The sequence below is a fragment of the Shewanella sp. NKUCC01_JLK genome, assembly GCF_019345615.1.
In the GTDB taxonomy this organism is placed as follows: domain Bacteria; phylum Pseudomonadota; class Gammaproteobacteria; order Enterobacterales; family Shewanellaceae; genus Shewanella; species Shewanella oncorhynchi.
In genome coordinates, this window is sequence record NZ_JAHKRD010000006.1 from 33912 (window position 1) to 55871 (window position 21960).

Here is a 21960-nt window from a genome sequence, read left to right on the forward strand (position 1 = left end):
GGAAGTTAATATGTTTGCACCACAAGGCTTAGCTCAATTTATAAAAGTCAATGTAACCCTAGAAAATGGTGAACCCGTATTTATTTATACCGATGCCAATGGTCAAGTGTGCCAAGGTGATATCACCGTCACTCAAGCTGGCACAATAACTTACTTACTCAATGATCAAACCCTTAAAGGTTTAAAATTTGTCGGTGTAGGCTTTGTGACCCCATTTGATGGCATTATCGATGCCGTTACCATTAGTAGCGATGGCATGTTAGTGCAATTAGTCGATTTAGATAAAACACCAGGAACCACAAAGTTCCAATTTGTATTAAGTAATACAGCTAATACATTACTCGTTTTAAGTCCAGATCCTCAAATTATCAATCGCCCACAAAACTAATCTCTGTTAAAGGGACAGCTAACCCTGTCCCTTCATCTACGGCGAAAAGCGGGGAAAAAGCGGAAAAGCGGGGACAGCCATGTCTTTTTGTGCTTTATCCCCTCTTATACTAGCCTTTACATTATCTTGATTATTTATCTCAGGACAGCCATATCTTTTCTAGATAAATGCCTCCTGAAATGAGCTCAAAATGCTCTGCTGCTACGGCGGAGCATTTCTCACAAGACATCCGCTTATCCTCCGTTTTCCCATGGCAAAAGCGGGGAAAAAGCGGGGACAGCCATGTCTTTTTGTGCTTTATCCCCTCTTATACTAGCCTTTACATTATCTTGATTGCGTCTGTTTGGAGCGGATGATGACCTCGGCCAGAAGAATGCTTATCGATGCTAATACAACGCCCTTCTATCATGTGATAAATCGCTGTGTCAGAAGGGCTTTTCTGTGCGGTGAGGATAAACTCACAGGCCGCAGTTATGAGCATAGACGTGGCTGGATTGTCGATAAAATCAAAGCATTATCCACCATCTTTTGTATCGATATCTGCGCCTATGCGGTGATGAGCAATCACTATCATTTAGTGCTTAAGATTGACGTGGAGAAGGCTAAATCGTTAACGCAAAGAGACATTATCAGTCGCTGGTGTCAAATCACCAAAGGCCATGCTATTGCCACTAAATATATGAATGGTGATGCATTAATCGACGGTGAACGCATGTTACTCGATGCCTTAATTGCCGAGTGGCAAGAGCGATTAAGCAGTATCTCTTGGTTTATGCGATGCCTAAATGAAGAGATTGCCCGTAACGCAAATCGAGAAGATGAGTGCAAAGGTGCCTTCTGGGAAGGCCGTTTTAAATCCCAAGCACTGTTAGATGAGCAAGCATTACTGGCGTGTATGATGTACGTTGATTTGAATCCTATTCGAGCTGGCATTGCCGATTCTTTGCAATCTTCTGATTTCACCTCGATCCAAGAAAGAATTAGTGCACTCAAGCAGGTAAATAACACCATCATCTCACCGCAAGCATCAGTCCAATCCGCAAAAAATAAGCCTCAAACGATAAACAAATCTCTCGCCAAGTTCGATGCGGCGACACACTCTAGTCAACAAACGGGCATCCCTTTTCATTTTGCGGATTATCTGGAACTTATCGATTGGACTGGCCGCGCCATTCGCCATGATAAAAAAGGCTTTATCGATAATCAGCGACCAAAACTGCTCAATGAGTTAGGGATTGCATCAGATGCTTGGCTCAGCTCTGCTAAAGATTTTCGCCGCCAGTACAGTGGCATCAGTGGTCGTTGGGATGCGATGTGCGCTTTCAAACTTCAGCAAGGTGGTAAATGGTGTAGAGGAAAATCGAGTAGCGAAGCTCTACATCCAAATCAACCTTTAGGGTAAACGAACCGTTCCTCACTCTTTATCTGCAGTTAAATTTCGACACTAAAATCCTTTGCGCTTGCCGCTTAATAGCCAAAAATCCACTCATGGGTACCGCTCTTTCAACTTAGCCATGCCCAAAAACCTCGCACGTTTCAGCTAAACCTGAGAATTTACCGTGAGAAGAGTAAATTTAAAACCTTTATAAACAATAGATTAAATCGGAAGGTAAGCAGAAGGTATCTTTTCTTTGCGAAGAATAAAGTCATCATCAGAAAAGCGCTTAGCGCAGATGACATTAGGTTCACGGAGAATGATAACAATGACAAGCTCACCTAAACTGACACGTTCACAACATCCATTATCACTTGTGGGTGAAGGCAATGGTTCACAGTGCACTGCGCAGCAAGGCTTGGTCGAACCTTCGTTGCCGTTAACCTTCTTCGAACATGCCTCGATTGAAACGATTCAACAATTTATTCAGCATCTGACTGAGCCGGTGATTATCGTCAATGCCCAAGGTTACATTTACTTTAGCAATAGCAAAGGTGCTGACTTACTGACGTGCCCGCAGGCCAGTTTGAAGGGACAAGATTGGCGCAACTTTTTGACTGAACACCACCAAGCTCGCTACGACAATCTGCTGAGCAATGATATTAAATTAGGCAAAAATTGCGGTATCCCAGTGCAGCACTCCGCCGAAGAAATCACCCTCATTACAGCCTCAGGCAAAGCAAAAGATGTTGAGCTTTCCATTTCCTACATCCCCAGCCATGAACCTCTGTTTGTGATGATGATGCACGATTTGACGCAGCACAAAGCGGAAAATCAAAAGCTACGTAAATTGGCCGCCACAGATTCACTGACTGGGCTGGCGAACCGCCGATATTTTGATGAAATGCTGCATCACTATTGGGAAGAATGCACAGGTAAGTTGCGCCCGATCAGCGTGGTGATTATCGATGTGGATTACTTCAAAGTGTTCAACGACCAATTCGGCCATATCCAAGGGGACGAATGTCTACGAAAGATTGCCAAAGTGATTGCTGACATAGTGCCGATAGAAGTTGGCCTGGCAGCGCGTTACGGCGGCGAAGAATTCGCACTAATTCTACCAAGCCACAATGCCAAAATGGCACTAACGATTGCCCAAAAAGTGCAGCAAGGGATTAATGACCTGCGCTTTACCGAGCAAGGGCTGCGCGATTATGTCTCTGTGAGCGCGAGCCAAGGGATTGCGAGCGAAATTAATGGCCAGTTCCGTACCTCACTCGCCATGCTATGCGCCGCCGATACCGCATTGTATCGCGCCAAAGCTGATGGCCGTGACAGGATCAATACATCGCTTTAATACCTATTAATTGGCGACTTATTTGCCCGCGGCTTAGTTATCCGCGATGGATCAACAACGGGATGAATGACCTCAGTAGGCGCTTTAGCGCATTGAGGAAAACACGCAAAGCACACGAAAGGACTCATGAATATGGACAAGCTTGAGGCATCAAGAAATATACGGGCAGTGATTGAAAAAAGCTTACCCGTGAGCACGTCACCCCTTGCCATATTCACTTACCAGTGTTGGTTGAAAACCAGCGCAGGTGGGCGTGTGTTCCATTATAAAACCGATCGAGAAGATACCTATTTCGCGGTGGATATTAATTCACTTGGGCATATTGAATGCGTGATTAATACCACCTTACTGCGGGTTGAAGCAATATCAACCTTAGGTGGACTTAACGACGGTCAGTGGCACTTATTGTCTATCTGCCATGAATACCATGAAATCAGTTGTTATGTGGATGGTGAAATTACCCATACACAACTCAATAACCTGTCACTGGTTGCCGACAATGAATTTTTAATTGAAAACGTGTCTTTACCGAATCATCGCGATACACATTTCGATGGTGAAATATTTGGCATCACCTTGCTTAATCGATTATTAACCCGAACTGAAATCGTTGACTATTACCGTAATCCAGCGCAACAAAGATCGATTAGCGAAAATAACCTTTACATTTACCAGCATCAAGATGCACATAATATTCGTGGTGAAAACTTTATCCCACTTAAAAGACAAAAAGTGCTGCTGGTCATATTTAATGACACTGAATATCAATTCATAAAAACCACTACGGATAGCAACACTTATAATCAACAACTGCCTAAGATTATTCCACCCCACGAACGCCGAGCCTATATTATTGAATGTAACTATAACACTTGGCCTAATTTTAGTTATTTAGTTAATTACACGGCGAGTAATCAAGCGGATATTACACTCAATGTTGAAGTGTTTAAATCGCTGACAGCCTATCGCTCTAATATTAAAGTCACCGTTGCAAATGAACTCGAACGGGATTGTCTGATTATTCAATCGACCGAAGAAGAATTAAGTGCTGAAGTGCGTATTAGTGAAAACTTAGTGATCACTCAAGCCAAAAACTTTGTTAATTTCATCAATGAAGTTCGCGCACACATTCCGGCCGATAATATTATTACCGGTGGCCATTATTATAGTGAGCAGCAACTCTCGGTCAGCACGGGTAAACAAATGATTGCCTACCAACAGGCTTGCCAACTGTTCAACCGCAGATTACAAAAAAAACCACTGGCGATCATCAAATGCACGTCAACTGAAGAAGTCAAAATCGCCTATAAAGCGGCCATCGATTATAACTTGCCGATCAGCGTGCGCTCGGGTGGGAATGATCACGAAGGTGAAAGCACTGAAACGAATACCGTAGTGTTAGATCTGCTGAAGATGGATAGCCTCACTTTAGATCCCATCACAGGTATTGCGGCCATTGGCCCAGGTAATCGTTTTATCAATCTCACCACAGCCCTTGCCAAACAAGGCGTGATGATCCCCCATAGTACGAGCGGCAGCGTTGCCTTAGCGGGATTTATTATGGGAGGCGGCTCAGGACCTTGGACCCGCAAATACGGCATGTGCTGCGAATCCCTATTACAGGCAGAAATCGTCCTCGGCATTGGTGAAACCCAAGTCGTCTCTGTTGCCAATAAACCTGAGTTACTCTGGGCGCTCAAGGGTGGCGGTGGGTTAAGTTACGGCATAGTGACCCGCTTTTTTGTTCAAACCTTTCCACTACCGCCTTGCCTTATCAAGTTTGAATTAGAATGGAATTGCTACGATAAACAAACCCATGAACTCATTGAGCACACCCCAACCAAAGACATTTTACAGCGCTGGGAAGCCATCATAAATGCCGACAGCACTGGCTGTTTGATTGGCACTAATCTCAAGATTAATGCCAAACATTTACCCGTAGAACAACACAAAACACCCGACATAGACACTGAGTCGATTACGCATAACTGCTTGATGTATGGTTTTTGGGAGGGCAATTCCGCCAGCCTAAACCACTTTATCCAGACACAATTTAATGAATTTGGCTTAGTCCCCAATGATATTCGCATCGAGGGTATGGGCGGACTCACCAAAGCCTACGGTGAAAACCTAATGCCCAGTTGGGAAAGGGAATCTTTTCATCATCTGCAAGCTGACTTACAAGGCATAAGCCGCTCACCTAATCCAGCGGATGTAGATGAACCCGCGCCCCATAAAGTCACCTCGCGCTTAGTGAATCAAACGGGCCTGAGGGACGGTTATAAGCCACTGCTTGAAAGCTTAACCTCTCGCTATGTGCTTGAAGGCAATCGTCAATTGGGGCTATTTACCTATGTTACCCTTGGCGCTATAACTGGTGATTATTATCGCACTATGGGCGAAGAGCAAAAGAGCCGCAGCGCCTTCCCCTACAAGGACAGACAATACACGATTCAATATCAAACTTGGTGGAATAACGCCCTGCAAGAGAAGCAACAATTGCAGGATAGCCAAGTGTTTACCCGCATTAATCGTGCACTCGATTGGATTGATGCCAGCCGAAACTATGACATCCCCAACACCTCGGGCGCTTTTATCAGTTTCAAAGATAAGGCCATTCCTACAGATGTGTACTTTGACCACAATTACGCCGCGTTAAAACGGATTAAGGCGGCCTACAGCCAAGATAGCTTTAACCATTTCCGTTCACGTAAAAGCATTATTTAAGTTAATACATCGACATAGCCTAAGGTGAGTTTTTAAGGCAAAATCGACGCCGTCCACAGGACGGTGTCGCCCTTAAATTCTTCAGTTACAGGTTGCCTATGCCAAGCTCAGCTTTAGCTATCATTTTTGCCCTATTGGCGGCCATTCTTATGGGCACTATCGGTGTATTAGCGCGCTTTGCCGCCCTGCCCGCCGAGCATATTACCTTCTACCGCTTACTGCTAGGTGCTCTATTTCTATTGGCTTATATGCTGCTTACAGGTAAAGGCCATCAGATTCGCCATAGACCGAGTAAACGCAACTTATACCCAAACAACCTCAAAATGCAGGATTCAGCGGAAATTTAACGCACTTTAGGCAAGGCGGTTATTTGCGGACCTAGTGGACTAAGTTAAAAATAACCAACACAGCAAAAAGTGCGTTAAAAACCGCCGGGACGGAGCGCCTAGGGCACTCCACTTCCGTGTTGCATCAATTCAAAAGGTAGCCGACATTTTGTCATTGATGCGCCTTGAATTGAAGCACCCTAGGCGCTCTGAAACTCGTATCTTGAGGTAGCTTGGGTATATAAATGGCGCTATGCTCGCGGGCTTTATGGCGTTTTACATTGAAGCCATTCAGTACACCCAAATGGCCAAAGTGATCATGATTATTTACTTAGCCCCTGTGGTGTCGGCTATTTTCGCCCATTATTTCTTTGCCGAAAAACTCACCCGCTTAAGCATGGCAAGCGTGGTCGTCGCACTAATGGGTTTTATGTTAATGATCCCCACAGGGCCGCAGCAAGCGAGCAATCACACTGAATTATTAGGCTATTTTTATGCCCTACTCGCTTTATTAACCTACTGCGGTTTTATGTTAATCAACCGAAAACCTAGTCTGAGTTCGCCCTATCAAAGCACTTTAGTACAGCTTAGTGTCGGCGCTTTGTGCCTACTGCCCTTAGTGATAAATGCACCGCTGACGCCAAGTTTGCCGCAAATGGGCTGGTTAATTGCGATTGGATTCTTCCCCGGATTTTTAGCCATTTTGCTGGCGGTAAAAGCCCTACGCCAATTGCCTGCTGTCACTTTTGGCACCCTCGCCTATGTGGAACCGGTTATCGTAGTGACGTTAGCATGGTGGATATTTGGTGAAACCTTGAGTCCCATGCAATTAATCGGTGTCGGCTTAATTCTTCTGGCCGGCATTAGCCAAGGCTTTATCAGTCAGCGCAACGTATTGATTACGAGCGGCTAACCAACAACACTTTGCCAAGTAGCTGAAATAATGTGAAGAAAATAGTGTAAGCTCAACAGAGGATTGATTGAACATTGCACCGAAGACGTGCGACTAAGACTTAAGATCAGGAGGTCAAATTGAGAAAGCTACTGTTAGTCATTAGTATATTTTTGCTCAGCGGTTGCTTAGGCATGCCTAAACTGGTTCAACCCGTGAATGATTTTGAGCTAAATAAATACTTAGGTAAATGGTACGAAATTGCACGATTAGATCATTCATTCGAAAGAGGCTTAAGCCAAGTTAGCGCAGAATACAGCCTGAAAGAGGATGGCGGTGTTAGAGTCATTAACCGTGGATTTTCCGCGGCTAAAGACGAATGGAAAGAAGCCGAAGGAAAGGCCTATTTTGTGAATGGGGATTCAGAAGGCTATTTGAAAGTCTCCTTCTTTGGGCCATTTTATGGATCGTATGTGGTCTTCGAATTAGATCATGAAAACTATCAATACGCTTTTATATCGGGACCCGACACAGGTTATTTGTGGCTATTGGCTAAAACCCCGACTGTGCCACCCGAGGTGCTGCAAAAGTTTGTTGAAATGTCTAAAGCCCGCGGCTTTAATACCGACAATTTGATTTATGTGCAGCAAGAGTCAGCGCCCTAACGAGTGCCACCAATGCACTAAAATCGAGTGCGCGAAAGCTAATCGCTAGATAAAAAGACAGCCAATGGATACAAAAACGCCGCAATGAATTGCGGCGTTTTTATTTATGTTGCATTTAGCTGCACTGTATTTACACATGCAGCTAAATAACAAATAGCGTTAGACTTCGATGCCTTTGCTAGCAAGGAACTCATCGTAAGTGCCTCTGAAATCATTCACGCCTGAATGAGTGACTTCAAGGATACGGTTTGCCAGAGACGATACGAATGCACGGTCATGACTCACGAAAATCAAGGTCCCTTCGTACATTTCCAGCGCGTTGTTCAGTGATTCAATCGATTCCATATCCATGTGGTTGGTCGGTTCGTCGAGCACTAAAATATTGGCTTTTTGCATGATGAGCTTGCCGAATAACATACGACCTTTCTCACCACCAGACAGCACTTTGACTGACTTTTTAATGTCGTCAGAGCCAAACAACATACGGCCTAAGATGCCACGTACCGATTGGTCGTCATCTTCTGGCTTGCGCCATTGGCTCATCCACTCGAACAGCGTCATTTCGTTAGCGAAATCAGACTCATGGTCCTGTGCATAGTAACCAATGTTAGCGTTTTCAGACCATTGGATAGTACCTGCATCCTGTGGGATATCATGGATCAGGGTACGTAACAGAGTTGTTTTACCAACGCCGTTTTCACCCAGTACCGCAATGCGCTCGCCCACTTCAACAATCAAGTTTAAGTCTTTGAATAGCGGCGTGTCGTAGCCTTTAGTTAGGTTTTCAATCACTAAGGCATTACGGAATAATTTCTTCTCTTGCTCGAAACGAATGAAGGGGTTCACACGGCTAGAGGCTTTTACTTCATCTAACTTAATCTTGTCGATTTGACGGGCACGAGAGGTGGCTTGTTTCGCCTTAGAAGCGTTAGCCGAGAAGCGTGCTACGAAGGTTTGCAGCTCAGAGATCTGGGCTTTTTTCTTCGCATTATCAGACAATAAACGCTCGCGAGCTTGAGTCGCTGCTTGCATGTATTCGTCGTAGTTACCTGGGTAAACGCGCAATTCGCCGTAGTCTAAGTCAGCCATGTGAGTACAAACTGAGTTTAAGAAATATCTATCATGGGAAATGATAACCATAGTACTGCTACGTTGGTTCAACATGTCTTGTAACCAACGGATAGTGTCGATGTCCAAGTTGTTGGTCGGTTCGTCAAGCAGCAGCACGTCTGGATCAGAGAACAGGGCTTGTGCTAGCAATACACGTAGTTTTAAACCCGGTGCGATTTCAGACATCAAACCAAAATGGCTTTCAATACCGATACCTACACCTAACAGTAATTCGCCTGCACGGGATTCGGCGGTATAACCGTCCATCTCAGCAAAATCCATCTCTAGGTTGGCGACGGTAATGCCATCTTCTTCACTCATTTCGGGTAAAGAATAAATACGGTCACGTTCTTGCTTTACCTTCCACAGTTCGCGGTGGCCCATGATCACGGTATCAATCAGGTTGAATTCTTCATAACCGAACTGGTTCTGGCTTAATTTACCCAGACGCTCATTCACATCTAACGAGACGTTACCGCTGCTAGGGTCTAGATCACCACACAGGATCTTCATGAAGGTCGATTTACCACAGCCATTCGCGCCGATAAGACCGTAACGGTTACCACCGCCAAATTTAACTGAGATGTTTTCAAACAGTGGCTTAGCGCCGAACTGCATGGTGATATTTGCTGTTGTGATCAAAATGAACTTCCAAATCGAGTAATGTTGGCCGAGCCCGCTGGCGCCGCTTTAAATAAGCATAAACCAAATAACGCTATGCCGAAGGGGTAAAAATAAACGTGGCACTATAGCAGTTTGGGCTAAATTATCAACTAAAAAGGCGGCTAGAAAGCCAGAGGGAATGCCGAAATCACCGCACTATGCCTGTATGAGAAGCGTAATTAATTTTACCCTATTGGCTTAGCTTTCAATGTATTCGAGCAGAATGACAATCTGATGACCCTTAGCGTCGCAAACCTTGACGATGCTAAGGGCCTATCTGTTTAGGGACTATCTGCTAAGGACTCATGTGGTAAGTGTTAATGTGGACATAGCCCTAAGCTAACTCAAGATACCCGTTTCAACATTTTGAGTTTGCTTAGGTATCGACAGCTTATAACTTCTGCCGTCTTAAGCGGTTGGCGTTCGTCACCACAGTGAGTGAAGACAAAGCCATGGCGGCACCTGCGATCACTGGGCTTAATAGCATGCCCGTGAGTGGATAAAGCACGCCAGCCGCAACCGGAATACCTAAGCTGTTATACACAAAGGCGCCGAACAGATTCTGCTTAATATTGGTAATCGTCGCCCGCGACAATGCCAATAAGTTAGCAATCACTATCAATTGCTGCGACAACAAGGTGATGTCCGCACTTTCAATCGCCACCTCAGTGCCCGATCCCATCGCGATCCCCACATCCGCGCTCATCAGAGCTGGCGCATCATTAATGCCATCCCCAACCATAGCCACCACATGCCCTTGCTTTTGTAAATCCAGCACATGTTGTTGTTTTTGCTCGGGCAGTACGCCGGCAATCACTTCGGTGATGCCCACTTGGTCGGCCACCGCTTGCGCCGTTTGTGGGTTATCCCCCGTTAACAGCACCACACGAATGCCCCTTTGCAGCATGGCCGCGATGGCTTCTTTGGCATCGGGTTTAATCGGATCAGCCAGCGAGATAGTGGCCACTAACTTGCCCGCTTTAGCGATATAAATCGGGGTTTTACCTTGGTGCGCAAAACTTAATGTCGCGTTAGGATCTAAGGCACTGCCATCGGAATTGACAATATTCAATGCCGTCATCAAGGCGAAATTACCAATCGCCAGCGATACGCCATCGACCTTGCCCTCAATCCCCTTACCTTGATGGTTCGTAAACGCCTGTGTGTCGGGTAATTGCGGGAGTGATTCCTTGGCATAACTGACAATCGCCCCCGCTAACGGATGCTCAGAGTGCTGCTCAAGGCTTGCAATTTCGCCCAGCAAGGTTTCTTTGTCGGCATCACTCAGTGTTTGTACTAATACAAAGTCAGTGACTTGTGGCTTACCTAAGGTAACAGTGCCGGTTTTATCCAACACCACACAATCGACTTTACTGGCGGTTTGCAACGCCTCGCCATTTTTAACTAACACGCCCATTTGGGCTGCGCGTCCCACAGCCACCATGATAGACATAGGCGTAGCCAGCCCCAGCGCACAGGGACAAGCTATGATGAGCACACTCGTCAGCACCACTAACGCATGGCTTAAGGCGGGCGCTGGACCTGCAAAATACCAAATAGCCGCCGCCAGCAGCGCTATCGCCACCACAGTCGGGACAAATACCGCTGAGATCTTATCGGCCAATCGACCTATGGGTAATTTTGACGTTTGTGCCTGTTGCACCAGTGCAATGATTTTGGCGAGTTTGGTATCTTGTTGTCCCGCCGTCACTCGGTAAACTAGGCTGCCATTGCCGTTGACTGTGCCCGCGCTCAGACTATCTCCCCGATTTTTAAGGACTGGAATAGGCTCACCTGTGAGCATGGCTTCATCGAGTAGGGATTGTCCTGTTTCGACCTCACCATCAAGGGCAACTCGGTCACCGGGGCGCAAACGCAGCTTATCGCCCAGTTTCAACTGACTTATCTCAACCTTTTCATCCCCCTTATCCGTAATACGAATCGCAGTAGTGGATTGCAACCCGAGCAGTCGCTGCACCGCTTCGCTGGTTTTGCCCCGCGCTTTGAGTTCGAGTCCATGACCTAAGTTAATCAAACCTAGAATCATCACACTCGCCTCAAAGTACACATGGCGAGTATCCATAGGGAATGCGCTCGGCATAATGACCACCAGCATGGAATAGGCCCACGCGGTACTGGTACCCAGCACAATCAGCGTATCCATGTTGGTGGTTTTGGCTTTGAGCGCCCGCCACATTCCTTGATAAAAATGGCCACCTGTGGTGATAAGTAAAGCCAAAGTGACCAGTCCCATGATGCCCCAGCCAAGCTGCATCGCTGGACTGTTGATCATCATTTCGCCGCCCAATAATCCCCACAGCATCATAGGCACGCCCACAACCAGCGCTGCTATGGCTTGGCGCATCCGCAGCCGATACTCGGCGGCATCTTCAAGGCGTTTTTCTTCGGCGGCGACTTTTGCATCCACCACTACCTGCGCCGGATAACCTGCTTTTTCCATCACAGTTAAGGCAGTATCGGCGCTCATCTTGCCTTCTACCGTCACTTGTTTATCGGCGAGATTAACACGCGCTTCAACGCCCGCTTGGGCGGCAAACGCCTTTTCAATTTTTGCGACGCAGCCAGCGCAATTCATATTGGCGACATAGAGTCTGGTCATAGACATAGGAGATCCCTCACTTGATGTTTCACACTATAGGTCTAAGATAAAGTCTCCCATCACTGGAGAGTCAAGGATGAATTTGCTCAATGTGATCACATCGACAATTAATTGCTGGGCGAAATGGGTGATACCATTCAGTTGGAAAAATAGAGGTCAAAATGAAGATAGGTGAAGTGGCGAAACAAACGGGCTTAAGTGTTAAGAGTATCCGTTATTACCATGATATTGGCTTAGTGTGCGGCGAGCGCAATGAGGCGGGTTATCGAGTTTATCGCCATCAAGATATTGAAGCACTTAAGTTTGTGCATCAATGTCGCGACTTAGGTTTTAGACTAGAGGATTGCAAATCCTTGCTTGGTCTTAAGGGCAATGAAAGCCGTAATGCCGAGGACGTTAAGCAGCTTACCCAAACGCACCTTGCCTATGTCGAAGAGCAAATCAATAAGTTACAGCAGCTTAGGTCGCAATTGCAGCACATGGTGACCCAATGCCAAGGCGGCGATCAGCCCCACTGCGCCATTATCGACAGCCTAAGTCACGAGACTCATGGCAGCCTCGAAAATCACAAGAGCCAGCAAAATGCTGGCTCTGAGTGTTGCGGTAAAAGCCAATCGCGATAGCGATGGCCAAGTTCAATAACGGTAAATACCGCGTTATTGACTTCTCACTATGGTTGGCTTTAGCGCCGCGGCGTTATCCAGTACCAGTGTTGCAAGCTTACCCGCTGGGGTAAAGTTAAACACTTGCCCATAAAATGCCAGCTCAGTTTCTAATCCTGCGGCCTTGTGCTCAGGTTTCCAACCGCCGTGGGGTTCATCCTGATAAGCGATATAAGCCGTGGGTACGCCTCTCACTTTCAACGCCTCATAAATCTGCCGCGACTGCTGTGGTGGTACGATTTGGTCACGTAATCCTTGAAAAATTAATAAAGGCTCATTCAATCCTTCAAGGTGATGCAGGGGCGACAGTTCCCTATAGCGGGCATGATTTTCACCATAGGGACCGATGAGCAGATCTAAGTAGCCAGTCTCGAATTTATGGGTACTCTTGGCGAGCTGTTCAAAGTCACTGATCCCCGCATAGCTCACCCCCGCTTGAAATACATCATAAAATGCCAATGACGACATCACAGTTAACCCACCAGCGCTGACACCTCGAATCGCCAGCTTTTGTCCATCAACCCAGCCCTTATCGACTAAATAACGGGCCGCATTGACCGCATCCTCCACATCAACTTGGCCCCATTTTCCGTAGATACTTTGACGATAAGCACGGCCAAAACCACTGCTGCCACGGAAATTAACATCGAGAACCGCAAAGCCTCGGCTGGTCCAAAATTGAATGTCACTGCGATAAGCTAGACTCGCCCGCGCCGTAGGACCGCCGTGTAACATTACAATCAAGGGCGGACGGGTATCATTAGGCGCAGTATAGTTGGGGTTAACCGGACCATAAAAATAACCGTAAGCTTGCTGGTTAGCACCAGTTTTAAAAGTAATATTTTTAGCACGGGAGATATAATTGGGATTAAGTTTTGGTAAGTTAGGGGTATACACCAACTCAGTACCACGACCGATCACTTTATAAATGCCCTTCTCTGGCGTCGCCTTAGCGCCGACAAAATAGACAGCATCTTCCCCTCGGATCACTTGGGTGATTTCACCAAAGTCGACGGCCAAAGATTCGGTCAGACCTGAATCTAGATGCAGTCGAATTAAAACGGCCTGACTACCAAGCATATAACTGGCAATAATAGTTTTTTCGGATTCAAAGGCATAATTATGATTGCCTAAATACCAATCAGCCACCGCAAACTCGGCCTTTTTCTTTAGCACTGGGTCTAAGGTATTTTGTGCCGTGACTCGATAGATATTCCACCAGTTACTGATATCCGATACGACATACAATTGTCCATCGGGGCTAAATAACGGCTGCGACACCGAAGAATCTGCGGGCGTGTTTACCTTACGAATATTGTGTAATTGTCCTTTACGGTCCAGATCCCCAAGCCAGAGCACGCTATTATCCCATGGCATATAGGGATGTTCCCACGTGATCCACGCCAGTTGGCTGTTATCGGGCGAGATGGCTGGCGAAGAAATAAAGTCATGGCCCGAAACAAAGGTATCGCCTTCACCGGCAAAATTAAGATTAATGGTAACAAGACTCGCCTTAGGCTCACCCGCTTGACGATGATCTTCGCGCACACAGATAATCCTCGACCCTTTAGGGTAAGCAATACAATCTGCATGGCGAGTACCATTTGGCGTTAAAGGCAAAGGGGGTTGATTAGGGGCAAAACGATAAAACAGTTGGTCCTGTGCCTTAGTGGCAAACAGACTCTGACCAATCCCCAAAAAGGCGGCACCACCGTATTCATGAACGGCGGATTTAACATTAAACGCAGGCGGCACTATGTCGGTAATTTTTCCACGTTGGTCGAGGCGTTTGATCCCGACTTGGCCTTGTTTTTCACCATCAGATTCAGAGAAATAAATAGCACCATCAACGCTTTGCAACTCAGCCACATTATCGGCCTGCTCAAACACTTCAGTCGCCGATAGCGGAGACTGCCAACTACCATAGGGCGCAACTATGCGCGCGCCATTATCACTAAGATGCGGCGTCTCTTTGTTCGAGCGCTCGCAAGCACCTAAACAAAATAAGCCCCCCAGCATCCATAAATATCCATGTAGCTTCATTGTTTCTCCCCAATGTTTGCCAACTGCACAAACCGAAACAAAATATGAACTTGCAGAAATGAGTTATGTGTAAATTAGTTATTTTTTAAATTTTTTTAAGAACCAATTTACCACTTGCACTTGTTGTACTTGCGTTAAACCAAAATAAATACACACCCAAGGTGAGATAAGAAAAAACCATGGGATCACGGCCACAGAACGGCCACTAAAGAGCAGAAAAAAGAAACCGCAATAAATCACAACCAACCCTAAGATACCCACGATCAACATCATGCGCTTAGTGATTTTCTCAAGCCAGTGGGCTTTTTCCTGCCAAGACATCCGGATTTCAAGCTCCATTACATGTGATCAACATGTTTGTAAAGTTATGTAAAAAAACGGGAGAGCGATTGTTGAAGGTTAACAACTAAATGTCAACTCCAACAGTGAAATCTAAATAAATCCAAAAGCTAGAGCATAAGAACCATTATCTTTATTTACCCTATAAAAAAACCGAGCCTAAGCTCGGTTTATATGCAGATCAATAAGATATCGCTCTAAAGACGAATACCACCATCGATTTCAAACACACGACCGTTAACATAATCGTTTTCAATAATAAAACGTACGGTAGAAGCTATCTCGTCGGCATGACCTAAGCGGCCAACAGGCACGAGTTTCTCTAAACGCTCCAACGCTTCTGGCTTCATTGCCGCCGTCATCTCGGTCGCAATCACACCTGGTGCTACGGCTGCACTACGGATATTGTAGCGCGCTAACTCCTTCGCCCAGCCAACAGACATAGCCGCAACACCCGCTTTTGAGGCCGCGTAATTTGATTGGCCCATATTACCCGCCTTAGCAAGGCTAGAGATGTTAACAATCACCCCCGCTTGACCCGATTCAATCATGGCCGCTGCGGCCTCACGGCCACAAAGGAAACTGCCGGTCAGGTTCACATTGATCACCGATTGGAATTGCTCGTAAGACATACGATCAGTGACCTTGCCGTCTTTGGCTTTGACTAACATGCCATCACGCAGAATACCGGCGTTGTTCACTAATACGTTCACTTGACCAAAATCTTCGAGAATATAGGCAAAACCCGCGACGACGTCTTCTTCGTCGGTAATGTCTAAGGCATAACCTTGGACTTCAGTGTCCGATCCAAGCTCTGCGCAGGCTCGCTCGAGTTTTTCTTGGTCCACATCGATAAGCGCTATCTTAGCACCCGCCTGCGCAAAATTTTGCGCCATTGCTAAGCCTAAGCCACCCGCGCCGCCAGTAATGACGACAACCTTATCTTTTAAATCCATCTGGTGATCCCTTGTTATCTGTGTCTATTTTTTAAGTGGTGCAAATTGTTCAAATATACTGGAAAAATCTCGGCGACCATTGCCTTGTCTTGCATGATTAACATACAAGCTGCGGGCTAAAGCGCCCATTGGCGTGCTAGAGTTGCTCAATAATGCAGCTTCTTGTGACAGACCGAGATCTTTGACCATCAAATCTACCATAAAGCCACCCTGATAGCCCTTAGAAGAAGGCACTGTTTCCATCACGCCTGGGCAGGGATTGTACTTCTCTAGCGTCCAGTTTCCGCCACTGCTGACCTTCATAATGTCGGATAACACTTTGGGATCGAGACCATGATCGACGCCCATTTGCAGGGCTTCGGAAGTACCGATCATCAACACAGATAACAGCATGTTATTGCAGATTTTCGCGACTTGCCCCGCACCTGGACCGCCAGCGTGGAAGATATTCACACCCATAGCCTTAAGTACGGGCTGCGCACGTTCAAAAGCGTTATCCGAGCCACCACAAATAAAAGTTAAAGTACCCGCCGCCGCGCCTGCCGTGCCGCCAGAAACTGGTGCATCCATAAATTCGATGCCGCTTTTAGCCGCTTCGGCCGCCACTAATTGTGCGCTTTGTGCATCGATGGTCGAGCAATCGATCAGTAAAGTATCACCCGCAACCACTTCAAGCAGACCTTTGTCTGTTCCATTGCCTAAATATAAACTTTTCACATGCTTGCCCGCAGGCAGCATAGTAATCACCACAGTTGCGCCCGCTGCAGCGCCGCAGGCTGTACTTGATACTAAGGCGCCTTTTTCAGCCAATTGCTGCATAGCTTCTGGGACTAAATCAAAGACGCGAACCGTCATGCCTGCTTTTAATAAATTGGCCGCCATTGGGCCGCCCATATTACCTAAACCGATAAAGGCTACTGTACTCATGCCATCACTCCTGTGTTGTTCTTTTTAGTGTTGTGATAATGCTATCAAATTGATTATGCTGACTTTATCACAGAGTAAAGCGAGCTTGGCTAAGCAGATAAACACAGCGCTTAGCCAACTCGGCCCTTAAACGCTTAACTCAGTTGGTTAAAGGGATGCGCCTCGCCCCATGGGGAAGCCAATATTTGCTCAAGTACCGCTGTGGGTACTGAGTTAACATCCTTAAAACGCCATTGCGGTTTCTTGTCTTTATCAATCAAGAGTGCACGAACGCCTTCGCAGAAATCACCGTGGGCGCACACGTTAACACTCGCAGTTAATTCCCATTTGAAACATTGAGCTAAGCTAAGCTTAGTCCCTAACTGCCCTTGGATATAGACCAAGTGCCAGCTGATAGGGCTACCCGCAAGGAAGGTGTCCCGCGCTTTCATTAACCACTTTTCTTCCGATACCAAAGTTGACATGCGTGCTGCAATATCCTGCAGACTGCCCGCCATAAGCCTGTCAATTATGTCTTGGCTTTCGGCTAATACACTGTCGCCCTTAGGAATATCCACTTGATTAGACAGCTCGTTGATCATGCTATCTAAACGTTGATGATTAAGAGCTGGCGTATCACTCCAATCTAAGGTTGCCATGGCATCAAACATCAGCTCTTTGTCGTCGCGGTTCAGGTAATGATCCGCAAGGCCCACATAACAGGCATCGGCGGCATTGAGTTGATAGGCGGTCAATCCCAAAAACAATCCCATCTTGCCCTGCATACGATTAAGGAAATAACTGCCGCCCACATCGGGATACAGGCCGATAGTCACCTCAGGCATAGCGATACGAGAAGTTTCGGTAACGACTCTGTGGCTCGCGCCCGCCATCAAACCGAGGCCGCCGCCCATGACAATGCCATCGCCCCACACCAACACAGGTTTGCCAAAGGTATGCAGTAGATAATCGAGGCGATATTCCTCTTCGAAGAAAACCTTTGCTTCCTCAGTCACTTGCCCATTAGCGGCAATGGAAGCATGGTATAAAGCGCGCACATCACCCCCGGCACAAAATGCCTTCTCACCGCTACCATCTAATACGATGCAAGCAATAAGGGGATCTTTCTTCCACAGATTAAGCTGCGCCGTCATAGCGCGCACCATGACTAAATCTAAGGCGTTGAGGGCTTTTTCCACATTGAGTGTGACCACCCCAACCAATTTGCCAGAAGCAGTGGCTAAGGTTTGAAACACCACATTTTGTGTGGTCGTGACCTGATTTGCGACATGCTCGACCACGTCATTATCTACTACATTCGTCATTAGCGGTTTCTCCACTCAGCTTTACGTTTCCCTAAAAACGCATTCACGCCTTCGGCCTGATCTTCAGTATCAAATAATCCGACAAATAACTCACGCTCAATCGGTAGCGCTTGGCTACGCGCCATAGTGCGCCCCGCTTGAATAAGAGTCTTACATGCAGTCACGCTGCTTGGGCTTTGATTCGCCACTTTGACGGCTAAGGCGATTGCCGCATTAAGCGCTTCGCCTGTGTCGACCACTTCTTCCACTAAACGTAGATTCAATGCTTGAGTCGCATCGATACGCTCGCCGCATAAAATCATCCGTTTAGCCCACCCTTCACCGACTAATGCGGTCAGATTTTGAGTGCCACCCGCACAGGGTAATAAACCGACCGTCGCTTCGGGTAATGCCATTACAGCTTGAATTTCGGCGATACGAATATCGCAGGCCAACGCGACTTCTAAGCCGCCGCCCATGGCATAGCCGTTAATCGCGGCAATCGACACACCGCGGAATTGGCTTAAGGTTTCAAAGGCTTCACCAAAATGCTTGGCCATCGTTGCCGCATTACCTTTGTCACCATCGCTAAACAGTTTTAAATCGGCGCCAGCGGAGAAGAACTTTTGCCCTTGACCCGTTAACACTAAGGCATAAATATCTTTATTGGCATTCAGCTCAAGCACTTTGGCTTTAAGCGCCTGCAAACTCTCGGCGGTCCAAGTGTTGGCTGGCGGATTGTTCATGGTCAGAATCGCCGTGTGACCTTCGATACGTTCAACTAAATATTCCATCTTTATAGACTCCTTTTTCAGTTATCGCCGACCTGTAAGTCACGCATATTGCGAGTTAAATTACAGGATTTGTCCTGCATTTTCATCGAGTAAACGACGGGCGATAATTAAGCGCATAATTTCGTTAGTGCCTTCTAAAATCTGATGCACACGCACATCACGGAAATGACGTTCCAGCGGGTACTCCCTTATATAACCATATCCACCATGAATTTGCAGCGCCGCATCGCAGACTTGAAAACCCACATCGGTGGCAAAGCGTTTCGCCATAGCGCAATAAGCCGTGGCCTCAGGATCGCCACTATCGAGTTTAAAGGCCGCAAGGCGCACCATTTGGCGGGCTGCCACTAACTCGGTTGCCATATCGGCAAGTTTAAATTGCAGCGCTTGGAAAGCCGCTAACGGTTTACCAAATTGCTGACGCTCATTCATATATTGAGTTGCGCGCTCTAGCGCCGCTTGCGCAGTGCCTACTGAACAAGTCGCGATATTGATACGACCACCGTCTAAGCCTTTCATCGCGAAGGCAAAACCTTGGCCTTCTTCACCGAGCAAATTCGCTACTGGCACGCGCACGTTTTCAAAGGTGATTTGACGGGTCGGCTGGGCATTCCAGCCCATTTTATCTTCAGCTTTACCGTAGATAACGCCAGCGGAATCCGCCGGAATGGCAATGGCCGAGATCCCCTTAGGGCCAGCTTGACCCGTACGGCACATCACGACTAAAAGCTCAGTTGCGCCCGCACCCGAGATAAACATTTTCGAGCCTGAAATCACATATTCATCGCCGTCGCGCACCGCTTTAGTTTGCAAAGATGCAGCGTCCGAACCCGCGCCCGGCTCAGTCAAACAGTATGACGCTAACATCTGCCCAGTGGTTAACGGCTCAGACCAAGTCTGACGCAGGGTTTCAGTGCCCCAAGTCGTCACCATCCAAGTCGCCATATTGTGAATGGTCAGCATGGCCGTGGTCGCGGTGCAGCCTTTGGCAAGTTCTTCAAAAATAATCGAGGCATCGAGGCGCGATAAGCCCATGCCACCTTCGGATTCTGGCGAATACAGAGAGCAAAAACCTAGCTCACCGGCTTTTTGGATCACGTCTTTAGGGAAATGATGTTCTTCATCCCACTTGGCGGCGAACGGGGTTAATTCTTCCGCGGCAAACTGGCGCGCAAGATCGGCAAACTGGCGTTGGTCATCGTTGAAATTAAAATCCATTGGGCTCTCCTATGACTCTGTGGTCACTTTTTATTTAATAAATTGGGCGCCATAAAGACGCCGTGGTTTATAACCGAGCTTAGCGTAGGTTAATGCTCATATTTGGCGTTGAAGCTACGGCAATATCAGACTCGAACCAGCGTGAAGTGATGGTTTTCGTCTCGGTATAGAAACGCACCGCTTGCTTGCCATAAGCATGTTGATCGCCGTAGAAACTGCCCTTCCAACCGGTAAATGAGAAGAAAGGTAATGGCACAGGAATAGGCACGTTAATACCCACTTGGCCGACTTCGATTTCATGTTGATATTTACGGGCCGCCGCGCCGCTGGCGGTGAAGATAGAAGTGCCGTTGCCGTAAGGGCTAGCATTGACTAATTCGATTGCCGCTTCTAATGAGTCCGACTCCATGCAGCACAGTACAGGGCCGAAGATTTCTTCCTTGTAGATGCTCATCTCAGTGGTGACTTTATCGAACATGGTTGGGCCAATCCAGTTGCCCGACTCGTAACCTTCTACGGTAAAATCGCTGCCATCGAGTAAACACTCGGCGCCTTCGGCTTTACCTTGAGCGATAAGTTTAAGCACCCGCGCCTTAGCGGCTGGGCTGATAACCGGGCCATAACCCGCTTCTTTATCGTCCCATAAACCTGGGCGAACTTTGGCTAAGGCTTCTTTTAATTCTGGGATCCACTCTTTAGCGGCGCCAACAAACACAGCAACCGAAATCGCCATACAACGCTGACCCGCCGCGCCCACAGAAGCGCCGACTAAGTTGTTGATCACTTGCTGTTTGTTTGCATCTGGCATGATAACGCAGTGGTTTTTCGCGCCCGCAAAGGCTTGCACGCGTTTTAAATTATCGGTACCCGTTTTATAAATATATTGACCCACAGCCACAGAACCGACAAAGGAAATTGCTTTAATCGCAGGGTCTGCCAGCAGGATATCTACGGCTGTTTTATCGCCATGCACTAATTGCAATACGCCCTTAGGTGCGCCCGCCTCAACAAACAGCTCAACCAGACGCTGCGGCGTCATAGGATCTTGTTCTGAAGGCTTTAAAATGAAAGTGTTACCGCAGGCAATCGCCAATGGGAACATCCATAACGGGATCATCGCAGGGAAGTTAAATGGCGTAATACCGGCACACACACCGAGCGGTTGAGTGTAGCTGTAAGTGTCAATTGAACGCGCGACGTTCTCGACAGTTTCACCCATCAATAATGACGCTACGTTACAAGCATGTTCAGCGACTTCGATACCGCGCCATACATCGCCCTTGGCATCTTCAAAGGTTTTACCGGTTTCCTTTGCAAGAATGGTCGCAAGTTCGTCGTGATGTTCTTTTAGCAGATGTTGATAACGCAACATGACGCGCGCGCGTTCAGACACTGGCACTTCTTTCCAGGTTTTAAAGGCCGCTTTGGCGCTGGCAATCGCAGCGTGAACTTCTTCGCTAGTGGCAGCATTAATCACAGCAATCGGCGAGTTATTCGCGGGATTGGTGACAATAATCTGTGATGTGCCAGTACCTTGGATAAACTCGCCGTCAATGTAATGCTTTACTTGTGTGGTCATGTTGCAATCCTTTCCTTGTAGAGTGATGGGCTGGCG

At 47.1% G+C, this 21960-nt stretch carries 16 protein-coding genes and 2 pseudogenes; 8 read left to right on the forward strand and 10 right to left on the reverse strand.

From position 1 onward, the window contains the following. Positions 1-10: 10 nt before the first annotated feature. From KO537_RS07935 to KO537_RS07965, 7 genes and pseudogenes are all read left to right on the forward strand, one after another. A complete protein-coding gene (locus KO537_RS07935) occupies positions 11-388 on the forward strand; it encodes a DP-EP family protein (RefSeq protein WP_011071844.1) in 378 nt (125 codons plus the stop codon). A 355-nt stretch (positions 389-743) separates the two neighbouring features. After that, complete coding sequence (locus KO537_RS07940) at positions 744-1790, forward strand: transposase (protein ID WP_173497120.1); 1047 nt, start codon at positions 744-746, stop codon at positions 1788-1790. Positions 1791-2091: 301 nt separating this feature from the next. Next, positions 2092-3120, forward strand: a complete 1029-nt coding sequence (locus KO537_RS07945) for a diguanylate cyclase (RefSeq protein ID WP_168823125.1) — start codon at positions 2092-2094, stop codon at positions 3118-3120. 132 nt (positions 3121-3252) lie between these two features. Then, positions 3253-5847: an FAD-binding protein gene (locus tag KO537_RS07950; RefSeq protein WP_168823128.1), complete on the forward strand. Its 2595-nt coding sequence runs from the start codon at positions 3253-3255 to the stop codon at positions 5845-5847. Positions 5848-5945: 98 nt separating this feature from the next. Then, a pseudogene (locus KO537_RS07955) lies at positions 5946-6146 on the forward strand (EamA family transporter); the annotation flags it as partial. Positions 6147-6414: 268 nt separating this feature from the next. After that, positions 6415-7086: pseudogene (locus KO537_RS07960) on the forward strand (EamA family transporter); the annotation flags it as partial. Between the two features lie 119 nt (positions 7087-7205). Then, positions 7206-7730: a lipocalin family protein gene (locus tag KO537_RS07965; RefSeq protein WP_168823132.1), complete on the forward strand. Its 525-nt coding sequence runs from the start codon at positions 7206-7208 to the stop codon at positions 7728-7730. Between the two features lie 159 nt (positions 7731-7889). On the opposite strand, the gene KO537_RS07970 is transcribed toward KO537_RS07965, so the two are convergent. Further along, entirely contained in the window at positions 7890-9482 is a 1593-nt protein-coding gene (locus KO537_RS07970; RefSeq protein ID WP_081729050.1) for an ABC-F family ATPase, read from the reverse strand. 412 nt (positions 9483-9894) lie between these two features. Continuing rightward, positions 9895-12129 carry a heavy metal translocating P-type ATPase gene (locus KO537_RS07975; RefSeq protein ID WP_219234207.1) on the reverse strand — a complete coding sequence of 745 codons (2235 nt, stop codon included), beginning with the start codon at positions 12127-12129 and terminating at the stop codon, positions 9895-9897. Positions 12130-12284: 155 nt separating this feature from the next. Here KO537_RS07975 and KO537_RS07980 point away from each other — a divergent pair, with 155 nt between their 5' ends. Continuing rightward, complete coding sequence (locus KO537_RS07980; RefSeq protein ID WP_219234208.1) at positions 12285-12746, forward strand: MerR family DNA-binding protein; 462 nt, start codon at positions 12285-12287, stop codon at positions 12744-12746. 33 nt (positions 12747-12779) lie between these two features. Here the strand turns inward: KO537_RS07980 and KO537_RS07985 are convergent, their stop codons facing one another. The 8 genes from KO537_RS07985 to KO537_RS08020 all read right to left on the reverse strand — a co-directional run bounded on the left by KO537_RS07985 (position 12780) and on the right by KO537_RS08020 (position 21924). Beyond that, positions 12780-14828: a prolyl oligopeptidase family serine peptidase gene (locus KO537_RS07985; protein WP_219234209.1), complete on the reverse strand. Its 2049-nt coding sequence runs from the start codon at positions 14826-14828 to the stop codon at positions 12780-12782. Between the two features lie 78 nt (positions 14829-14906). Continuing rightward, positions 14907-15149 carry a hypothetical protein gene (locus KO537_RS07990; RefSeq protein WP_028760560.1) on the reverse strand — a complete coding sequence of 81 codons (243 nt, stop codon included), beginning with the start codon at positions 15147-15149 and terminating at the stop codon, positions 14907-14909. Between the two features lie 215 nt (positions 15150-15364). Next, a complete protein-coding gene (locus KO537_RS07995) occupies positions 15365-16123 on the reverse strand; it encodes an SDR family oxidoreductase (protein ID WP_011846385.1) in 759 nt (252 codons plus the stop codon). A 24-nt stretch (positions 16124-16147) separates the two neighbouring features. Then, positions 16148-17050 (reverse strand): 3-hydroxyisobutyrate dehydrogenase, encoded by a 903-nt coding sequence (gene mmsB, locus KO537_RS08000; RefSeq protein ID WP_219234210.1) that lies wholly within the window; start codon positions 17048-17050, stop codon positions 16148-16150. A 134-nt stretch (positions 17051-17184) separates the two neighbouring features. Continuing rightward, on the reverse strand, positions 17185-18354 hold the full coding sequence (locus KO537_RS08005) for an enoyl-CoA hydratase/isomerase family protein (protein ID WP_173245772.1): 1170 nt from the start codon (positions 18352-18354) through the stop codon (positions 17185-17187). Further along, positions 18354-19127 carry an enoyl-CoA hydratase gene (locus tag KO537_RS08010; RefSeq protein WP_173245775.1) on the reverse strand — a complete coding sequence of 258 codons (774 nt, stop codon included), beginning with the start codon at positions 19125-19127 and terminating at the stop codon, positions 18354-18356. The genes KO537_RS08005 and KO537_RS08010 overlap by 1 nt, the downstream gene beginning before the upstream one ends. 60 nt (positions 19128-19187) lie before the next feature. Then, complete coding sequence (locus tag KO537_RS08015; protein ID WP_219234211.1) at positions 19188-20345, reverse strand: acyl-CoA dehydrogenase family protein; 1158 nt, start codon at positions 20343-20345, stop codon at positions 19188-19190. A 79-nt stretch (positions 20346-20424) separates the two neighbouring features. Continuing rightward, on the reverse strand, positions 20425-21924 hold the full coding sequence (locus KO537_RS08020) for a CoA-acylating methylmalonate-semialdehyde dehydrogenase (RefSeq protein WP_011919010.1): 1500 nt from the start codon (positions 21922-21924) through the stop codon (positions 20425-20427). Positions 21925-21960: the final 36 nt, after the last annotated feature.

What these genes read in the sequence shown, in the direction of transcription:
- KO537_RS07995 (WP_011846385.1), bottom strand. Translation starts at nt 16,123, where the DNA reads ATGGATTTAAAAGATAAGGTTGTCGTCATTACTGGCGGCGCGGGTGGC.
- KO537_RS07940 (WP_173497120.1), top strand. Translation starts at nt 744, where the DNA reads ATGACCTCGGCCAGAAGAATGCTTATCGATGCTAATACAACGCCCTTC.
- KO537_RS07980 (WP_219234208.1), top strand. Translation starts at nt 12,285, where the DNA reads ATGAAGATAGGTGAAGTGGCGAAACAAACGGGCTTAAGTGTTAAGAGT.
- KO537_RS07950 (WP_168823128.1), top strand. Translation starts at nt 3,253, where the DNA reads ATGGACAAGCTTGAGGCATCAAGAAATATACGGGCAGTGATTGAAAAA.
- KO537_RS07990 (WP_028760560.1), bottom strand. Translation starts at nt 15,149, where the DNA reads ATGTCTTGGCAGGAAAAAGCCCACTGGCTTGAGAAAATCACTAAGCGC.
- KO537_RS07985 (WP_219234209.1), bottom strand. Translation starts at nt 14,828, where the DNA reads ATGAAGCTACATGGATATTTATGGATGCTGGGGGGCTTATTTTGTTTA.
- KO537_RS08020 (WP_011919010.1), bottom strand. Translation starts at nt 21,924, where the DNA reads ATGACCACACAAGTAAAGCATTACATTGACGGCGAGTTTATCCAAGGT.
- mmsB (WP_219234210.1), bottom strand. Translation starts at nt 17,050, where the DNA reads ATGAGTACAGTAGCCTTTATCGGTTTAGGTAATATGGGCGGCCCAATG.
- KO537_RS08005 (WP_173245772.1), bottom strand. Translation starts at nt 18,354, where the DNA reads ATGACGAATGTAGTAGATAATGACGTGGTCGAGCATGTCGCAAATCAG.
- KO537_RS08015 (WP_219234211.1), bottom strand. Translation starts at nt 20,345, where the DNA reads ATGGATTTTAATTTCAACGATGACCAACGCCAGTTTGCCGATCTTGCG.
- KO537_RS08010 (WP_173245775.1), bottom strand. Translation starts at nt 19,127, where the DNA reads ATGGAATATTTAGTTGAACGTATCGAAGGTCACACGGCGATTCTGACC.
- KO537_RS07945 (WP_168823125.1), top strand. Translation starts at nt 2,092, where the DNA reads ATGACAAGCTCACCTAAACTGACACGTTCACAACATCCATTATCACTT.
- KO537_RS07935 (WP_011071844.1), top strand. Translation starts at nt 11, where the DNA reads ATGTTTGCACCACAAGGCTTAGCTCAATTTATAAAAGTCAATGTAACC.
- KO537_RS07975 (WP_219234207.1), bottom strand. Translation starts at nt 12,129, where the DNA reads ATGTCTATGACCAGACTCTATGTCGCCAATATGAATTGCGCTGGCTGC.